14 protein-coding genes are annotated in these 17,732 nt (G+C 56.2%); 2 read left to right on the top strand and 12 right to left on the bottom strand.

Annotation, left to right across the window (positions count from 1 at the left end):
- Positions 1–25 precede the first annotated feature (25 nt).
- Together BIND_RS10330 and BIND_RS10325 are read right to left on the bottom strand one after the other, a co-directional pair.
- On the bottom strand, positions 26–685 hold the full coding sequence (locus BIND_RS10330; RefSeq protein ID WP_012385024.1) for a Crp/Fnr family transcriptional regulator: 660 nt from the start codon (positions 683–685) through the stop codon (positions 26–28).
- Between the two features lie 27 nt (positions 686–712).
- Entirely contained in the window at positions 713–1,411 is a 699-nt protein-coding gene (locus BIND_RS10325; protein WP_012385023.1) for an orotate phosphoribosyltransferase, read from the bottom strand.
- A 281-nt stretch (positions 1,412–1,692) separates the two neighbouring features.
- On the opposite strand from BIND_RS10325, the gene BIND_RS10320 reads away from it, so the two are divergent.
- Complete coding sequence (locus BIND_RS10320; RefSeq protein ID WP_012385022.1) at positions 1,693–2,538, top strand: sterol desaturase family protein; 846 nt, start codon at positions 1,693–1,695, stop codon at positions 2,536–2,538.
- Positions 2,539–2,684: 146 nt separating this feature from the next.
- Here BIND_RS10320 and BIND_RS10315 read toward each other — a convergent pair whose 3' ends face one another.
- The 8 genes from BIND_RS10315 to BIND_RS10280 form a co-directional block, all read right to left on the bottom strand.
- The gene (locus tag BIND_RS10315) at positions 2,685–3,581 is read right to left on the bottom strand and encodes an alpha/beta fold hydrolase (RefSeq protein WP_012385021.1); all 897 of its coding nucleotides are present in this window, start codon (positions 3,579–3,581) and stop codon (positions 2,685–2,687) included.
- Positions 3,582–3,728: 147 nt separating this feature from the next.
- Positions 3,729–5,036 carry a replication-associated recombination protein A gene (locus BIND_RS10310; protein WP_012385020.1) on the bottom strand — a complete coding sequence of 436 codons (1,308 nt, stop codon included), beginning with the start codon at positions 5,034–5,036 and terminating at the stop codon, positions 3,729–3,731.
- A 54-nt stretch (positions 5,037–5,090) separates the two neighbouring features.
- On the bottom strand, positions 5,091–6,533 hold the full coding sequence (locus BIND_RS10305; protein WP_012385019.1) for a DegQ family serine endoprotease: 1,443 nt from the start codon (positions 6,531–6,533) through the stop codon (positions 5,091–5,093).
- Between the two features lie 218 nt (positions 6,534–6,751).
- Positions 6,752–7,174: a 50S ribosomal protein L17 gene (gene rplQ, locus BIND_RS10300; protein WP_012385018.1), complete on the bottom strand. Its 423-nt coding sequence runs from the start codon at positions 7,172–7,174 to the stop codon at positions 6,752–6,754.
- Between the two features lie 101 nt (positions 7,175–7,275).
- Positions 7,276–8,292: a DNA-directed RNA polymerase subunit alpha gene (locus BIND_RS10295; RefSeq protein ID WP_012385017.1), complete on the bottom strand. Its 1,017-nt coding sequence runs from the start codon at positions 8,290–8,292 to the stop codon at positions 7,276–7,278.
- A gap of 259 nt (positions 8,293–8,551) precedes the next feature.
- The gene (gene rpsK / locus BIND_RS10290) at positions 8,552–8,941 is read right to left on the bottom strand and encodes a 30S ribosomal protein S11 (RefSeq protein WP_012385015.1); all 390 of its coding nucleotides are present in this window, start codon (positions 8,939–8,941) and stop codon (positions 8,552–8,554) included.
- Between the two features lie 192 nt (positions 8,942–9,133).
- On the bottom strand, positions 9,134–9,502 hold the full coding sequence (rpsM, locus tag BIND_RS10285) for a 30S ribosomal protein S13 (protein ID WP_012385014.1): 369 nt from the start codon (positions 9,500–9,502) through the stop codon (positions 9,134–9,136).
- Between the two features lie 346 nt (positions 9,503–9,848).
- Complete coding sequence (locus BIND_RS10280) at positions 9,849–10,643, bottom strand: TOBE domain-containing protein (protein WP_041778031.1); 795 nt, start codon at positions 10,641–10,643, stop codon at positions 9,849–9,851.
- Between the two features lie 1,033 nt (positions 10,644–11,676).
- Between BIND_RS10280 and BIND_RS10275 the strand changes: the two genes are divergently transcribed.
- Entirely contained in the window at positions 11,677–14,070 is a 2,394-nt protein-coding gene (locus BIND_RS10275; protein WP_012385011.1) for a PAS domain-containing sensor histidine kinase, read from the top strand.
- Between the two features lie 10 nt (positions 14,071–14,080).
- On the opposite strand, the gene BIND_RS10270 is transcribed toward BIND_RS10275, so the two are convergent.
- Positions 14,081–15,112, bottom strand: a complete 1,032-nt coding sequence (locus BIND_RS10270) for an ABC transporter substrate-binding protein (protein ID WP_148210610.1) — start codon at positions 15,110–15,112, stop codon at positions 14,081–14,083.
- Between the two features lie 54 nt (positions 15,113–15,166).
- Positions 15,167–17,716, bottom strand: coding sequence for a TonB-dependent receptor plug domain-containing protein (locus BIND_RS10265; RefSeq protein ID WP_012385009.1), 2,550 nt, complete (start codon positions 17,714–17,716; stop codon positions 15,167–15,169).
- Between the last annotated feature and the right edge of the window lie 16 nt (positions 17,717–17,732).

The following is a 17,732-nucleotide window of genomic DNA, read 5'->3' as shown; positions in this document are numbered from 1 at the left end:
TAGTCCTGCGCTTTTTAACCGTCTGTCAGATGGCTGACGTTGGTTCCTCGCTGGCCCAGTTCAGGAGGCGCTCCGGAAGGCAGAGCTTGAAATGTTTGCGCCCCTGTCTGGCGATGGCGCCCGCATGGATCATGGCGTTGAGTTCGGTCGAGGCCGTTTGTCGTGTCGTGCCGAGAAGGGCGGCAAGTTCCTCGACATTGAGATCGAGACGAATGAGGCTGCCCGGCTCGATAGGCGCCTTTTGTGTCTTGGCGCAGCGCAAAAGATAGCGCGCGATGCGTCCACGCACCTGATGGAAGGTCAGGTCTTCAAGAAGGGTCATGGTTTGGTTGAGGACAGTGGCCAAGACACGGATCACGGCGGCCTGAAGGGCCGGATAGTGGCCAAGTTCACGCTCGATGATCTTGCGGGGGGCTAAAAGCAACAGACTCGGCCGTACCGCCTGAAGGTGTGCTCGCGTATGTGTGCTGAAGACGTCGCCTTCATTCAAATAGACCAATGTCAGTTCGCGCTCGGGATCAGCGAGATAGACACGCAGGCGTCCCTGTTTCACCAGAACAATTTGATCTGCGTCCTCTTCTTGCCGAAACAAAGCGCCATTGGCCAGCGCTCGCTCGTGGAAACTGGCCCGCAGTGCGGCGCCAGCTTCGCTGTCGAGAAAATCGGCGAGAGTGGAGGGATGCATAGATGGCTGGGACGCAAACGACGGGGTTCAACTGGCAGGCTTGAATTCGGCAATACCACCATGCGCTGCCGACCATTGCGCCGGGGATTTCAGAAATTCCTCGACCTTGTCGAGGGTCGCTGGATCGATCAGCGCAGTCTCGCGGGCGACCTTCAGCACGTCCCACCAGGTCACGAGATAATGCAGGGTAAGACCGAGATCGGCCATGACGGTCTGAGTATGGGGAAAAATATCATAATAGAAAAAAACAAACGCATGATCACAGCGCTGTCCGGCTTCGCGCAAGGCATTACAGAAATTGACTTTGCTGCGTCCGTCCGTCGCGAGATCTTCGACGAGGAGCGCGCGGCCGCCATCGTGAAGATTGCCCTCGATCTGCGCGTTGCGGCCGTATCCTTTCGGCTTCTTGCGGATATATTGCATGGGCAGCATCAAGCGGTCAGCGAGCCAGGCGGCATAGGGAATGCCCGCTGTCTCACCGCCAGCGATCACGTCAAGGCTTTCGTAACCGATTTCCTGTTCGATTGTGGTCGCCGCGAAATCGATGATCTTGCGACGCAGGCGGGGGTAGGAGATCAGCTTGCGCATATCGGTATAGACAGGGCTGGCCCAGCCGGAGGCGAAAATGAAGGGCGTCTCGGCATTGAACAAAATGGCCTTGACCTCAAGCAGCATTTTGGCTGTTTCGCGCGCGATGCTCTGGCTCTCGAACGATGGTTCGGTCATGAAATTCGGGTGTCCTTTCAGGCTGTGACACAAAGGCGCTTGTTTCAACGGTGCCTTTCAATTCTATTGTGCCTGCTTATAGACGATTTTTTACAAACGTGGAGCCGGGAGACGTGACGGAAATTTGATTCTTTGTCGCGGCAGAAATTTCAAAAATCTTGGCCGGCTCAACTTGTGTTTTTCGCGACAGGGAATTGAACAGCCTTCATTCCGACCTTGTTTTATAAAGCCGGGAAATCGCTGAAACGGAACGTTTCATGGGAGAGGATTGATTGCAGGCAATGTCAGCTTTTGCAACAAATGGCGTTCTGCCCTGGTACCTGCCCTTGTCCTTCGTGACCTGGACCGCGCAGATGATCGCTTATCACGGCATCGGCTTCGCGTTTGAATGGTGCGATCGGCGAAAGCTTCTGCGCTCCTGCAAGGTGCGTGACGTCGATCGCCTGAGCTATGCGCAATTGCTGCCGCGGGTCCTCGCCAATCAGGTGTTCATTCTGCTGCCGGCGATGATGGCAGCAGAATGGGCCGGCCTCGCCTTTGTCGGTGAGCCGCATTTAAGCCCATTGCGTTTCATCACCAATATCATCCTGATCGGCATCGGGCATGATATCGTGCAATATATTGCCCATCGCGTCGTATTGCACCGCCCCAGCCTGATGAAGCCGCTCGGCCATAGCCTGCACCATTCGACGGGCGCCAGCAAAAGCATCAGCGCCTGCTTTATGAGCGGTGCCGATTTTCTCCTCGAAATTGTCCTGCCGTATCTCGTGCCCCTGGCACTCATTGGTGGCGGCGGCAGTGACATTTTGTTCCATTGTCTCGTCGCGAGCCTCGGCGCTTTCGGTGGGCTTTATGAACATTCCGGGTATGATTTTGCAGCGCCTTTGCCCAAAAGCTGGCTGGGCCGGACCCTGCCGGGCGTCGCCGCTGTGGTCGCGACCTTGATCACCAGCAAGGCGCACGCCGAACATCATCGCCGTGGTTCGGTCAGTTTCAGCGATGGTTTCGGCAGCCCCGGCATTTGCGACACTTGGTTCGGAACGCGCTGGGACAAGGTCGGGGATGAAGGACGTACACTGGCGGGGAAACCGGCCTTGCGGAGCGATCCTTCCACAACGGCGTCTTGAACACGGCTCACGCGTGAAAGGCCACGTGTTCGCATCATTCGTTGGATCATCGCCTTCATGATGATCCAACGATTTTGTTTTTCCAAGGGTCGCGGAGTGCGAGCCTTGGTTTTTCTGTCCCGAGGACATCTTTATAAGCGATGGTCTCAGGCGGTGCCATGCGCTTTGAGGAACGGGATGAGGTGAGCATTGACCTTTGCCGGAGCCTCCCGTTGCGGGAAATGGCCTAACCCCTCCAAAATGACGCGCTCATAGAACCCGCTGAAAAGGGCCTCCTTGCCGGCAGAAGTCGTCGGATCATTGCAAGGATCAGCGCCGCCATGCAAAGTTAGCGTGGGAACCTTGATCAGCGGAGGATTTGCGAGGGGCTTCTCTAAATCGGCATAGTCGGAATCTTTCGGTGCGAGATCCCAGCGCACTCGATAGGAATGCAGGGTAATGTCCGCCCAATCTGGATTGTCGAAAGAGGCCGCGGTCGTCTTGAAGGCTTCTTCGTCCACGGGCACGTCAGGTGTCCAGATCTCCCAAATATAGTGGGTAAAGCGGTATCGTTCATCGCGAACGAGTGCGGCACCCCGGTCAAGCGCCATCAGCCAATGATACCAATAATTCTGAGCCTGTTTGAGGGAGAGTGCCTGAGCAGGCGTATTGGTGCCCCAGCCTACGGAGAGCGCCGTGCAAGCGATGATGCGCTCGGGCTTGAGAGCAGAGGCAATATAGGCCGCGCGTGCGCCCCAATCATGGCCGATGACAAGGAAACGGGTCAGACCAAGGGCATCGGCGAAATCGAGAAGATCCTGGGCAAGAGCGGCAAGCTGGCCGCTTCGAAAAGCTGCCGAATTTTGAAAGCGGGTCGGGCCGAAACCACGCAGATAGGGCCGAAAAGTTCGAAATCCCGCTTCATGCAGAGCGGGAACAACACTGTCCCAGGTCCGAATATCGTCAGGCCAGCCATGCAGCAGGATGACAGGAAGACCAGTGACCGGACCACCGGTCTCATAGCCGATGACAAGAAGCCGCGTTTCAACGGTTTGAAACGTCATGGGGAAGTTCCTGATGAGTGGATTTCACGAAATACTATAGACCGCCGATCAACATTGGTATGACGCTTATGCCGGGAGAGCGATCTTTAGGGACAAAGTGTGGAAAAGGGTTCCAGAGTCTTGCTTAACAGTCAAAGCGCAAAAGCTTCAGCCGTTACGCTCTTTCCGAAGCCTTGCCCAATAATCGAGACGCTTGTTAATCTCACGCTCGAAACCGCGCGATGTCGGCTCATAGATCGTTTGTGGCCCCAAGATCTCCGGCCAATAATCCTGCCCTGAAAAAGCGTCTGGTTCGTCGTGATCATAGCGATATCCCGAACCATAACCTTCGTTCTTCATGAGTTTCGTCGGCGCGTTGAGAATGATTTTGGGCGGCATCAAGGAACCATGTTCCTTGGCGAGTGCTGTCGCTTGTTTGAAGGCGCGATAGACGGCATTCGATTTCGGCGCGGTCGCCACATAGACCACGGCTTCGGCGATCGCCAGTTCGCCTTCTGGAGAACCGAGAAAATCATAGGCGTCTTTGGCGGCATTGGCGATGAGCAGGGCCTGCGGATCGGCAAGGCCGATATCTTCCACGGCCATGCGCACGACGCGTCGGGCGATAAACAGCCGATCCTCGCCGCCTTCGAACATCCGGGCAAGATAGTAAAGCGCGGCATTGGGATCGGAGCCGCGCACCGCTTTATGCAAGGCACTGATCAGATTGTAATGACCTTCCTGCGCCTTATCGTAGATGGGCGCACGCCGTTGCGCGACTTGAACCAGGGTTGCGGGGGAAAAGATCTCCCCCTCGCGCGCAGCGCGCCACACTTCCTCCGCGAGTGTCAGGGCGGCACGACCATCGCCGTCCGCCATGCGTCTCAATGTTATGCGCGCTTCTTCATCAAGGGGCAGGGGGCGACCTTCAATGGCTTCGGCGCGGGCCAGGAGCTTTTCGATCGCCTCTTCTGAGAGTGCGTGGAAGACGAGAACACGGGCGCGCGAAAGAAGCGCCGCATTGAGCTCGAAACTGGGATTTTCCGTCGTGGCTCCGATCAAGGTCACCGTGCCGTCTTCCATGACCGGCAAAAAACTATCCTGTTGCGCGCGATTGAACCGATGGATCTCATCGACGAAAAGCAGGCTGCCTTGGCCGAGTCGTCGCCGCGCCCTTGCTTCCTCAAACACTTTCTTGAGTTCGGCGACGCCGGAAAAAATCGCCGAGATCTGCACGAAGGCGAGCTTCGTCTCGTTCGCGAGCAAGCGGGCGACGGTCGTTTTGCCGGTTCCGGGTGGACCCCAAAAGATCAGGCTGCCGAGGCTGCCAGCCGCGACAAGTCGCGTCAGGGCGCCTTCGGGACCGAGCAAATGCTCCTGGCCCGCCACTTCGTCGAGCCGGCGCGGACGTAGCCGATCGGCGAGCGGACCCGGCACATCCTTTTCAAGACCGGCGGCACTGAAAAGATCGCTCATCGCGGCCGATCCGCCTCATGGAACAGCAATGAATTCGCCGGCGCTTTCGAGCTTTCAGCCGCCGAGCACCGTCGTCAAAATATCATGGCCACGACCGACCGTTACCTTCCAATAATAATGCTGTTCGCTCATCGCTTTTTCAAGCTGATGAGTCGAGGTGATCTTGGCACCGTTGACGGCGATGATCACATCGCCACGTTGAAAATTGACATTGGCCGCGGGAGAGTTTTCGTCAATGTCATTGATCACCACGCCTTCGAATGCGCCCTGAATTGAGAATTCCTCAGTGACGGCGGGAGAAAGATTGACGACACTCAAGCCGGTGAGGGGCGAATGGCCGTTGAGTTTGACCGGATCGCGCGGGGGTTGTTCCGGAGCGGCGGAAAGATTCAATGTCGCGTCGATCGGCTTGCCGTTGCGTAAGACCGTCAATTGGGCCTTGCCGCCAAGTGGGCGCGTCGCGAGACGATAGCCGAAAGATTCCGGGTCCTCCAGCGTCTGCCCGTCGATGCGTGTGATGAGATCACCCCGTTTGAGGCCCGCTTCCGCAGCAGGGCTCTGGCTCGCCACCTCGACGATGAGGGCACCCGAAGGGCGATCAAGGCCAAGGGAATCAGCGATTTCGCGGGAAACACCCTGGAGGCTTGCGCCGAGCCAGGGCCGATGCACCTGATGGCCGCCACTTTTGGCGGCGGCGACGACCACTTTCACCATATTGACCGGAATGGCGAAACCGATCCCAATCGAACTGCCGGTCTGGGAGAAGATGGCGGAATTGATGCCGACGAGGCGGGCCTTCATGTCGATCAAGGCGCCGCCGGAATTACCGGGATTGATCGCCGCATCCGTCTGAATGAAGAAACCATAATCGGAAATGCCCACCTGTGTCCGCGCAAGCGCCGACACAATGCCTTGGGTAACGGTCTGGCCGACGCCGAAGGGATTGCCGATGGCGAGCACGAGATCGCCGACCTGGAGCGTGTCCGAATCACCCACTTCCATGGATGGGAAGGCCCCATCGCCCCCCTTCAGACGCAAGACGGCCAGATCAGTGCGCTGATCCCGTAAAACGATCGTTGCCTCGAATTCCCGCTTGTCGGTCAAGGCAACCTTGACGTCGGTCATGCCTTCGATGACGTGAAAATTGGTGACGACAAGGCCTGACGGATCAACGAGCACGCCGGATCCGAGGGATTGCGCCGTGGGACCGCCAGGCCGGCGGCCATTGCCGTCGCCAAAGAAACGCCGGAAAACCGGATCGTCGAGGAGAACGTTGCGCGGCTGCCGCTCTGTTCGCGAGGCATAGACGTTGACAACGGCAGGCTGCGCCTTTTTCACCGGTCCGGCGAAGGAGAGCAGAACGTCATCATGAGAAACCGGGATTTCTCGCGTCTCGGCCGAGGCGGAAGGACCAAAGTCACAGAGCAGACCGGTGGCCAGACCGAGGGCAACGAGGAGGCGAAGGGGAGAAAAAGGGGAACGGCCGCAAGAGGTCATGGCGTCGGCACCCTTTCTGGGCATGAAGCAACTGGATCATCCGCTTGGAATGTTCCACTGCCTTGTCGAATGATCTGGAAAGAGGATCAAGGCCATCTGAGCCTTGATCCATTCACATTCCTTTTTACGGAGCACCGTCCCTCAGGCCAATGCCCCGGATCTTGTCATTTCGTCGATATTCTTGTCGGAAAAGTGATGCTGCTTTTCCAGGCAAGATTTTAGGCGGCTTCCTCTTCGCCTGCCGCATTCAGGACAGGACCCGAATCCTTACCCTTGGCCGTGACATCGCGATCGACGAACTCGATCACCGCCATGGGAGCATTGTCGCCATAACGGAAGCCGGCCTTCAGCACGCGAAGATAACCGCCGTGGCGATCCTTGTAGCGCGGTCCGAGAACCTCAAAGAGTTTGCCGACGAGAGCAACGTCCTTGATCTGCGCAATGGCTTGCCGGCGCGCGTGAAGATCGCCGCGCTTGCCGAGCGTTACGAGCTTTTCAACGATCGGCCGCAGATCCTTGGCCTTGGGGAGCGTGGTGACGATCTGCTCATGCTTGATGAGCGCTTGGCTCATATTGGCGAACATCGCCTTGCGATGCTCATGCGTGCGGCCGAACCGGCGTTTGGCGTGACCATGGTACATTTTGGCTTCTCCATTGATTATACGGCCGCCGTGCCAAGGGTCGGCCGTCTTTGCTTATCCGCGTTGTCCAATCAGTAACACGCAGAGCTTATGCGAGGCTTTCAATAATGTTCTTCGAACCGCTTGGCCAGTTCATCAATATTATCCGGCGGCCAACCGGTGACTTCCATGCCGAGATGCAAGCCCATTTGCGCCAGCACTTCCTTGATTTCGTTCAAGGACTTGCGGCCGAAGTTCGGAGTGCGGAGCATCTCCGCCTCGGTTTTCTGGATCAGATCGCCGATATAGACGATATTGTCGTTCTTGAGGCAATTGGCGGAGCGGACCGAAAGCTCCAATTCGTCGACTTTCTTGAGCAAGGCCGGATTGAAAGCAAGCTCGGGGATCGAGGGGGTTGCTTCCTCGCGGCGCGGCTCTTCGAAATTAACGAAGACATTCAACTGATCTTGCAGAATGCGCGCGGAAAAGGCGACAGCATCCTCTGGAGTCAGGGAACCGTTGGTCTCGATTTGCAGGGTCAGCTTGTCGTAATCGAGAATTTGGCCTTCGCGCGTATTCTCGACCTTGTAGCTGACCTTCTTGACCGGCGAATAGAGGCTATCGACCGGAATGAGCCCAATCGGCGCGTCCTCGGCGCGGTTGCGGTCGGCGGCGACATAGCCCTTGCCGGTATTGACGGTGAATTCCATGCGGATCTCGGCACCTTCGTCGAGGGTGCAGATCACCAGATTGGGGTTCAGGATCTGCACGTCTCCGACCGCGCCGATATCACCAGCGAGCACCTTGCCAGGTCCTTGCTTCTTCAGGACCATGCGCTTCGGGCCCTCGCCCTGCATTTTGATGGCGATATCCTTGATGTTGAGGATGATGTCCGTCACATCCTCACGCACGCCGGGAATTGAGGAGAATTCATGCAGGACTCCGTCAATATGGACGGAGGTGATCGCCGCGCCCTGAAGTGAGGACAACAGGATTCGGCGCAAGGCATTGCCGAGCGTCAGGCCAAAACCGCGTTCGAGAGGTTCGGCGATGATCGTCGCGAACCGCTTGGAGTCGTCGCCCGGCGTGACATCAAGCTTGCTTGGTTTGATGAGTTCCTGCCAATTCTTTTGAATCACGAATGGCACCTTTCTCTATGCGGAATACCTGGCAATGGCGCCGCAGCCTCTTCGATCTGATTGCGATCTCTAGTGCCGCTGAAGCTCAAGAGGGACTTTACCTTCCAGCTCACGCGAGATTAAAAAGCTTGAGGTTTTTATCACTTTACGCAAATTCACCGCGGAAGTGATCGCCACCGCCGCGTTGAGGAATTTTGGACTTTCGATCTCGAACGCCCGGATCGCCAGCGGCTTTTTCCGGGTGTTCGATGCGAAACAATCAGACCCGGCGCCTTTTGCGCGGGCGGCAGCCATTATGCGGAATAGGCGTCACGTCGCGGATCGAAGTCACCGTGAAGCCAGCAGCCTGCAAGGCGCGCAGCGCCGATTCGCGACCCGAACCGGGCCCGGAAACTTCCACTTCGAGAGTCCGCATGCCGTGTTCGACGGCTTTACGGGCGCAATCCTCGGCCGCCATCTGCGCTGCATAGGGCGTCGATTTACGTGAGCCCTTGAAGCCCATCATTCCTGCCGAAGACCAGGAGATCGTATTGCCCTGAGCATCGGTGATGGTGATCATCGTATTGTTGAAAGTGGAATTGACGTGAGCAACACCGGAAACGATGTTCTTGCGTTCACGACGGCGTACGCGGGTAGCTTCTTTTGCCATTCTATAGTCCTTGCGAACGCGCCCGTAATGCCAGGCGCTCGGGAGCGAGAGGTATTCAGAAGAGAGCAGCCTTATTGGGCGACCCTCTCAATGGATGACGAGTAAACGAGAATTCATCCCAGCCAGCAGAAACTAGCGGGCAGGGATCTCCTGCGTCAGGCTCCGCTCCAAGAAGGGGACGGACGAAGTCTCTTATTTCTTCTTGCCGGCGATGGGCTTTGCCTTGCCTTTGCGGGTGCGGGCATTGGTGTGCGTCCGCTGGCCACGAACGGGCAATTGGCGGCGATGCCGCAAACCCCGATAACAGCCAAGATCCATCAAGCGCTTGATGTTGATAGCGACTTCACGGCGAAGATCGCCTTCGACGATATAATCCCGGTCAATCGTCTCGCGGATCTGAAGAACCTCAGCATCAGTGAGGTCGACAACGCGGCGTTCAGGGGGAATGCTCACCTTTTCGCAGATTTCCTCGGCTTTCTTGGGGCCGATCCCATGAATATATTGCAGCGCGATAATGACGCGCTTGTTCGTCGGAATATTGACGCCAGCTATACGAGCCAAAACTTGATCTCCATGCGGCTTTCAGGGGCTGACCTGAAAACGTGATAGGAACGCGTCCGGTGGAGGCCGGCCCTTGCGATCCATTCGATTGAGAAGGGACTGAAACGCGAAAGGGAATATTGACGACCCTCAGCGATAAAGGAGTCCATTAGAGAACTCATCTCTCAACGTCAATAATTTTCTTCCAGTATCCCATTGCTGTCGAAAACTTTGGGACAAGCTTGGAAGATTAATCTGAATTACGACGTGGAACGCTTCACGATATGAAGGCTAGTATCGTGGCCTTTTTAAGGAATGCGGATCGGAACATCCGTTAATGGCGCCGATCCACTCGATCCAAGCATCTTCAGTCGCTGGCGATAATCACATTAGAAGTCTTGAAGATGGCCCAGACTTTTTTGCCGGGTTGAAAATCGCCGCCTTCCGTTTCCTCGCTGGAGACGACCGCGGTGATGGTTTTGCCGTCACCGATATCGACCAAGATCTCGGAATCGATGCCACCATTGATTTGGCTCAGGACAGTGCCGCGAATCTTGTTCCGGGCCGAAATTTTCGGAGGCTCCTCGGTCGGCGCGAGCATAACGGAGGAGGCGTTGACGAGAGCGACGGCGGGACGCCCCGGTGCAAGGTTGAGATCTTGGACGCTGGCATTAGTGAGAACGGCGGCGATCTCGCATTCCGGCGAGACTTGCAACACGACCTCGACATTGACGGGCGCCGGGATCACATTCTTCACCGTGCAATGAAAAGCATTGCGTGCACTGAGCCGCATCGCGACGCCCCAGAACAGGAGATCGCGATCGTTTTCGAGGCCTTCCTCGGCGATAGCGGCGGAAATCCGTCCGAGCTTTTCTTCAAGCCGGCGAAAGACCGTGATTAATCGCCTGCCTTCTTCCGTGACTTCGGCGCCGCCGCCACGCGGGCCACCAGTGCGTGTGATAAAGGCTGGGCGAGGCAGGAGATTATTGATGGCGTTGACGGCGTCCCAGGCCGTTTTGTAGCTGAAGCCGGCAATCTCAGCAGCCTTGGTGATGCTGCCGTGCTGGATGACGGCCTCGAGTAAGGTGATCCGTTCACGGCCAACGAGCAGCCTTCCGTCGGCCCGCAAAGCCAATAATGTATCTATTTTGCTGGAAATCATGCGAGCCAATTGTAATCTCCTGAGATTAAATAGCTAAAAATGTCCATGGATGAATAACTGGAGGGCAAACATTCATCAGTGATCTGTTCAAGTCTCGGTAATATATTTATTTCAAATAACGATATTCATTGCTTAAAATATTAGATGCCTGCTGTGTCACGCTTTGCCTTTGAAGGCGCCGCGCACTGGGCCGGCCGGAGTTTCAATCTATTTTATACGGTCGCGGAATAAAGCAATTTCCGTTAGCGCACTATGCTCAATCGAGCAAGTATCAAATCAAAAATTTAATGAACCGTTCCTCGTTCATCAATAACCGCCGACCATCTTTTTGTCAGAGCTTTTCGGGGGCCTTTTCGGGGAGGGCTGGCAAGATCAGGATTATGAAATCATAGAGAATAGAAGTTTTGATCGCTGCAGGATCGATTCGTCGGCTTGGTGTGATCGGAATTTGGGTCATGAGTTTACGGAATGACGGTGGCAGAGTTCACTGTCATAATATAGATTTATAGACGCTAAACTGACTTTACAATCCCTGTGTGATTGCGTTCGACTTGGTTGTAGGGCGCGATCAGCGGGGAAATCTGCCGCGATCTATGTTGAACTCGTCGAGCGAGCAGTTCTTTAGGTGGATTTTGTGTTTCTTCAATATTGAATAGCAGCAATGTAAGAATAATATTAATATTTTCACTTGATTACGAAGAACGGATATTCTTTAGGCAATATAAAAACTTTAATAAATTTAATATTTAAATTGAATTATGAATAGTGTGCGGGGCGAAAGCTTTTGATCCGTGAGCGATCTCGTCTCGATCATCGAAAAGAGGCGCTGATCCATCCCCTTTAGCAGCTTGAGCCGTAGTATCAGAAAATTTGAGGCTGCAAGGATAAAAAGGGCTTGACGTCAGTTTTCCACAAAACTCTTTCCTTCACCCTTCTTTAAGGCCTGGACAAATAGGTGAAGACGCCTTCTGATAGAGACGATTCGAAGAGATGCGGCACATAGCTTCGAATCGGTTTCGAGGGGGCCTGTGACATGGCGCGTGCAGACGCAGCCAATGTGTCCGTGCGAGCGGGGACATTGCTAGGACTTGCCTGTACGACGACGCATCGCGCGTTTTCACGGCTCATTGCGCATGAGGTCTGGATTCGCCGTGCGGTTCCAGTCATGGTCGCTTTTTTTGTTGCGGCTTTGGTGGCACTTGCCGTCGTTATTGGCCGTGAATCCTACGATCATGGCGTGGCCGAAGCCATGGAGAATCTCGATCTGGTCGGGACTCTCGTCGCCCACGATCTGTCGGCCCATCTGACCAAAAAAGGCGTGGTGCCGACGGATGACGGCTTGCGCCAGATGATCTCTCCTTCGCTGCTGGCGCGTGGGCAGGAAGTGCTCGTCGCTGATCCGAGCGGGCGCATCATTGGTGCCTATCCGGCGATTCCCGGGCTCAAAGGAACCCTTGCGGATTATTTAGGCCCTGCCCAGCCTCTGACGACATTTGCTGAAAAAGCGGGTGTGTTGCGCATCACCTTGGCCGATGCGACGGAAGCTCTGGCCACGGTTCGGACGCTCGGCCTTGCCTCAGCCGGTCAAGTGGCTTTGATCCACCCCATGACAGAGGTTTTGTCGGAGTGGCGTGCTAACAGTTGGCGCGCCGGTCTGCTTCTGTTCTCGACATCCTTTGTCCTTGTCGCATTGGCTTGCGCCTATTTCTGGCAGGCCACGCGTGCCAAGGAGGCTGGCGAAACCTGCGAGCGCATGCGCGAACGGATCGACACAGCGTTGAACCGGGGCCGCTGCGGCCTTTGGGATTGGGATCTTGCGCGCGGGCGCGTGTTCTGGTCGCAGTCCATGTATGAAATTCTCGGCATGTCGCCGAGCGAGCAGTTCATTTCCTTCGGCGATATTAATGCGCTGATGCATCCTCAGGATGGTGATCTCGCGGCCATCGCCGAAATGCTCGCTGCCTCGAAAACGGATGCCATCGATCACGCCTTCCGCATGCGCAATGTCGCGGGAGATTGGGTTTGGCTGCGCGCGCGCGCGGAGCTTGTCCGTGACCATCTCTCGAACACGCCGCATCTCGTTGGCATTTGTGTTGACATTACCGAGCATAAGGTTCTGGCGGAACGCACCGCCACGGCCGATATGCGGTTGCGTGATGCGATCGAGACTGTTTCTGAGGCCTTCGTGCTCTGGGACGCCGATAACCGGCTCGTCATGTGCAACGAGAAGTTCCAGCGTTTCCATAATCTCGCGAATGATATCCTGGTACCGGGCACGCCCTATATGCAGGTGATGGCGAAAGGCACGCCACCTCTGATCCAGTCGCAGATTGCTTTGGGTGAAAGACCGCAGGCGGGCGCGCGCACCTATGAAGCGCGGCTGGGCGATGGCCGCTGGCTACAGATTAACGAAAGGCGCACCAAGGACGGCGGTTATGTCTCCGTTGGCACGGATATTACCACGCTCAAACGTCATGAAGAGCAATTGATGGAATCCGAGCGCCGGCTGATGGCAACCATCGCCGACCTGCGCAAATCCCGCCAGACCTTGGAACTGCAGGCGCAACAGCTTGCCGATCTCGCCGAAAAATATCTTGAGCAGAAGGCGGAGGCCGAAACGGCGAACCGCGCGAAATCTGAATTCCTCACCAATATGAGCCATGAATTGCGGACCCCGCTCAACGCGATTATCGGCTTTTCCGAATTGATGGGCCAGGAGCCCTATGGCCCCCTCGGCTCACCGCGTTATCTCGATTATTGCAATGATATCCGCCAAAGCGGGCAATATTTGCTTGGCGTGATTTCCGACGTTCTCGACATGTCACGTCTTGAGGCGGGTCGCGTCCGGCTCGAAAAGACCGATTTCGAGATCGACACGGTGGTTTCCAAGGCGATTGCGGGCGTCAAGGCCACGGCGGAGGAAAAGGAAATCACCCTTCTGGCCGAGACGACGCCGCAAACAAGCGTCCACGCCGATCGAGGAGCGATCGAGAAAATCCTGCTTATCCTGCTTCGCAACGCAATCAAATTCACGCCCGCGCAAGGCCGGGTAACTGTGCGTACGCGCATGATCCAGGGGGCCTTGAATATTTATGTCGAGGATACCGGCATGGGTATTCCGCCGGCTCCCTTGGCGCGTCTTGGGCGCCCCTTCGAGCAATTGCACGGGTCGATGGCCAATGGCATGAAGGGATCGGGCCTGGGTCTCGCAATCGCCCGCTCACTTGTTGATCTGCATGGAGGTTCCATGCGTATCCGTTCGACGGTGGGCTCCGGCACGATCGTCCTCGTGCGTATTCCCGAGCCCAATGATATCTCCCGTCAGAAGATCCTGCTTGCGTCCGCCGTTGCTTCATCCGCCAACGCCAACCGGTTGGCAGCCCAAAAACAAGATGTTTCGGTGATACGGGCTTCGACGCGGCGATAAGCTTTATTGGCTACAAAGTGGACGGCCACACGCTTGTTTCGAACAGCGAGTGGACATCGATAGCGTGCTCGAAGACATTTTCGCGCGTGAAGACGTCGGCGACTTGCTGAAGACTTGCGATGCTTGCCTCATCCACAGGCTGGAGCTGACGTAACTCCCGAGTGACGACCCTATGCACCACATCGGCAGGCAAGTTGGTCAAGCTGGCGAAGATTTGTTCGTAATTGTCCTGGTGCGCGTTCGTCCATATTTCGGCGCGCCGCAAGCGGTCGAGGAGATTGGCGATGGCGAGCCTTTTGGCCGGGTCGGCGAGGGCCTTGTCCGAGGCGGTGATGAAGCCGAGACCGGAATGGATACCCTGGCCATCACGAATAATGCGTCCGCCGTCATGTTCGGCCATGGCGAGGTAAGTGCCGAAAGTCGCCCAGATGCCGATATGGCCGGCTTGGAAGGCCGAGAGGGCATCGACGGGCAGCATGAACGAGATTTTCACGTCGGCGGCTGTCAAACCGACCTCGGCGAGGGCACCAAATAATTGATATTGTGAAATGCTGCCGCGCGCCGAAGACACGATAATGTGCTGGCCCTTGAAATCCGCTACTGTCTGGATCGGAGAATGGGCTGGCACGACAATGCCGACGCTGGAGCCCGCTCGGGTTCCCACACTCACGGCGACGATTTTCATCGGCACGCCGGCGAAAGCTGCAAAGAGAACCGGGCTGTCGCCGGCCGGTGCGGTGTCAACGGCGCCAGCGCGCAACGCTTCAAACAGCGGCGCCGCACCTTGAAAATTGACCCATTCATAATCGAAAGGAGCGTCATCGAAGACGCTCGCCGCCTCGACCTTGGCTCGTGTGAAACGGGCCTGATCGCCCAGGAAGAGTTTGATTTTGGTGCGTTCTGATTGGGCACCGTCTCGAGGCCCCGGAGGCGTAGAAAAATCGCAAGCGCTGAGCAGGGCGTTCGAGCCGAGGGCCGTAAGTGTTTGCCGTCTCGTGAGAAGACGGCATGCGTTTGATGCCGACGCAAAGGCTTTGCTCATGAGCATTGTCGCGTTACAAAAATGAACACAGTCTCGGCCCTGCCTGATCGTATTCTAAAAATCATAAGCGAGCCGGGTATAATAAAATCCGCCGGCCGGTGAGAAAGGCGAATTCCCGTAAGCGAAGCCGGATGCGCCGGTATTCGCATCGATAATTCCGTTTGCGCTCGGACGGATATTGAAGAGATTGGTGGCGCCAGCCGAAATTCGTAAACCTCCCGCGATTTTGTAGGTCACATCGAGATCGGTGATCCATTTCGCGCCGAAGGAACGGTCCTGCGATGGGAGCTGGCTTTGAATATATTGATAGGAGCCATAACGTGTCGTCGTGGCACTGACGATGAAATCGCCGATCGACCAATTGACGGCAAACATCAATTTGGTGCGAGGTTGGTTGACCGTTAGATCGGCGGCGGTCGCGCGGCCGAACCAGATCAGGCTGCCGCCCTTGTTCGCGGAAGCAAGCGCGGTCAAAGCAGCTGGGGTTTGAGCGACGCTGTCGATGACATTTAGATTCCAGTTGAATCCGAGTGTGTAGCGAACGGAGCCGTAATCTCCGTAGTCCTCTGTATCCTCGCCGACGAGATCGATACCCGTTGTGCTCGTATTGACACCATTGGCGAAATATTGAATCCATGTGCCGGCGCTGCCGCCATTGGCGACGATAAGAGGGTCGACGGCGGAACCATAGATGTAATTGGTCCGGAAGATCCGGTTACGCAAGTCGATGCGATAACCATCGAGCGTGATATTTCTATTTTCCTGTAGTTTCCACACGAAACCAAGTCCGAAATTCGTTGACTTCTCCGGTGTCAAGGTCTGGGCACCAAGCGCTCGTGCCAGCGCCGATGTATTACGGGCGAGGGTGGAAAGACTCGGAACGATCAGACCCGTCACGGGATCGATATTGGTGCGGCTGTCGGTCTGCGCGTAGCCGATCTGGGTCAGGGAAGGGGCGCGTTGTCCGGTGCCGAGCGAGCCGCGTATCGCGAAGTCCGGTGCGATATCCCAGCGTGCGGTGAGCTTGGTGCTGTAAATGAAATTCGGCAAATCATCGTAACCCTCGCCACGCAGCGAGCCGTTGATGTAGAAATTATCAACTGGATAGATCCCGAGCGAGCCATAGCCGGCGACGACATTTCGGAGGATCGACGTTGCATTCGCTGGGTTGATGGTAACGGCGCCTTGTGCGCCGACTGCGGCATAGCTGCCGAGATTGGGATCATGCGAAAGGGCCTGATCGCCGGGTTGGTATCGGTAGCCACCATTCATATAGCCGAGTGGATCGCCCGGAAGAGTCGAAAACCGTTCGATGCGATGTTCAAAGCCGAGACCGAGTTCAATCGGTTTGGGTAGGGTCGAGGTTGCGAAGGCGTGGTTGAGGTCGAGGTGCGTGACCTGCTGCGAAAACTGATAAGTGGCGAGATCCTTGAACTGAGTCGGTCCCGTGGGGCCGAGTGACGGATTGATCGTGAAGTCGCTATATTGTTTGTTGTGGTTGATGCCGTAGGATGTGCCGAGATTGTAGTCCCAATCGTAAAGTCTTCCTTTGAACCCGGCGTTGAATTGCAAATCATATTCATGCGTATTGTTCAAAGGATAATAGCCCCCGGGAAATAAAGCATCGAAATCGGCATTTGTGTTAGGACGCCGGAAATTATTGCCGATGACTGTGTCTCTGACACCAAATGTCGCGAAGGAATAAGCATTGATATTGGGTGTCAGGGGGACTTCGGCATTATAGGCGAGATTATACGCCCTGATTTCGGGGTCCCCATTGTGGGCGCCGTCACCAGTCCACGTGGCGTTGAGCGGATTTGAAGCGGGTGAGTAGGGCAGGTTTTTCGCGTAGAAATTCCACCAGTCCATGCCGCGTTTGCGCACATCGGCGCTGATATGGACGAAACCTCCTTCGTCGCCGAGTTTGAAGCCGGCATCGGCCTCGCCCTTGGCGGTTGAACGGTCGCTTCCCGGATTGCCCTGATAAAGATTACCGGCCAATGCTGCGGCATGACCTCCATGGTCGCTCGATTTCAGGATGATGTTGATGGCTCCGGCGACGGCATCGGAGCCATAAGGCGCGGCGGAGGCATCGCGCAGCACTTCGATATGATCGACCGCGCTCAAGGGGATCATGTCGATATCGACCGGATTGACGCCGCTGGTGTCGCCACCGCCATTGGTCAGAAGCGCGCTATTGTGTCGCCTCTGGCCATTGACGAGCACCAATGTATAGGCGGGCCCGAGACCATGGTTGGTGACAGGCCGCACGATCGAATTGACACCAGCTGTTGTATTGCCAAAATTGAAAGCGGGCAGAAGTTTTGTGATGGCCTCGCTGAGTTCGGCGCGCCCCGTCTGGTGCAATTGCTGAGCGCTGATCACATCGATGGGCGACGGGCTGTCGAGAATGACGCGTTGGTCGCTCCGTGGCCGTTCCCAGCCGCCACCGGTGACGACGACATCCTGGACCACCGCCGAAGCTTGAACTTGATCACTTGTCGGTGACTCTTGGGCCTCAAGGGAATGTCCGGACGCGCCCAGGATCAGTGTGAAAACCGAAAAAGTGTGAGCGCTCCCCATGAGCAGCTTTTGCTTCGCCATGGCACTGTCCTTATGG

This window comes from Beijerinckia indica subsp. indica ATCC 9039 (assembly GCF_000019845.1).
Taxonomy (GTDB): domain Bacteria; phylum Pseudomonadota; class Alphaproteobacteria; order Rhizobiales; family Beijerinckiaceae; genus Beijerinckia; species Beijerinckia indica.
This window is presented reverse-complemented; position numbering and strand designations above follow the sequence as displayed.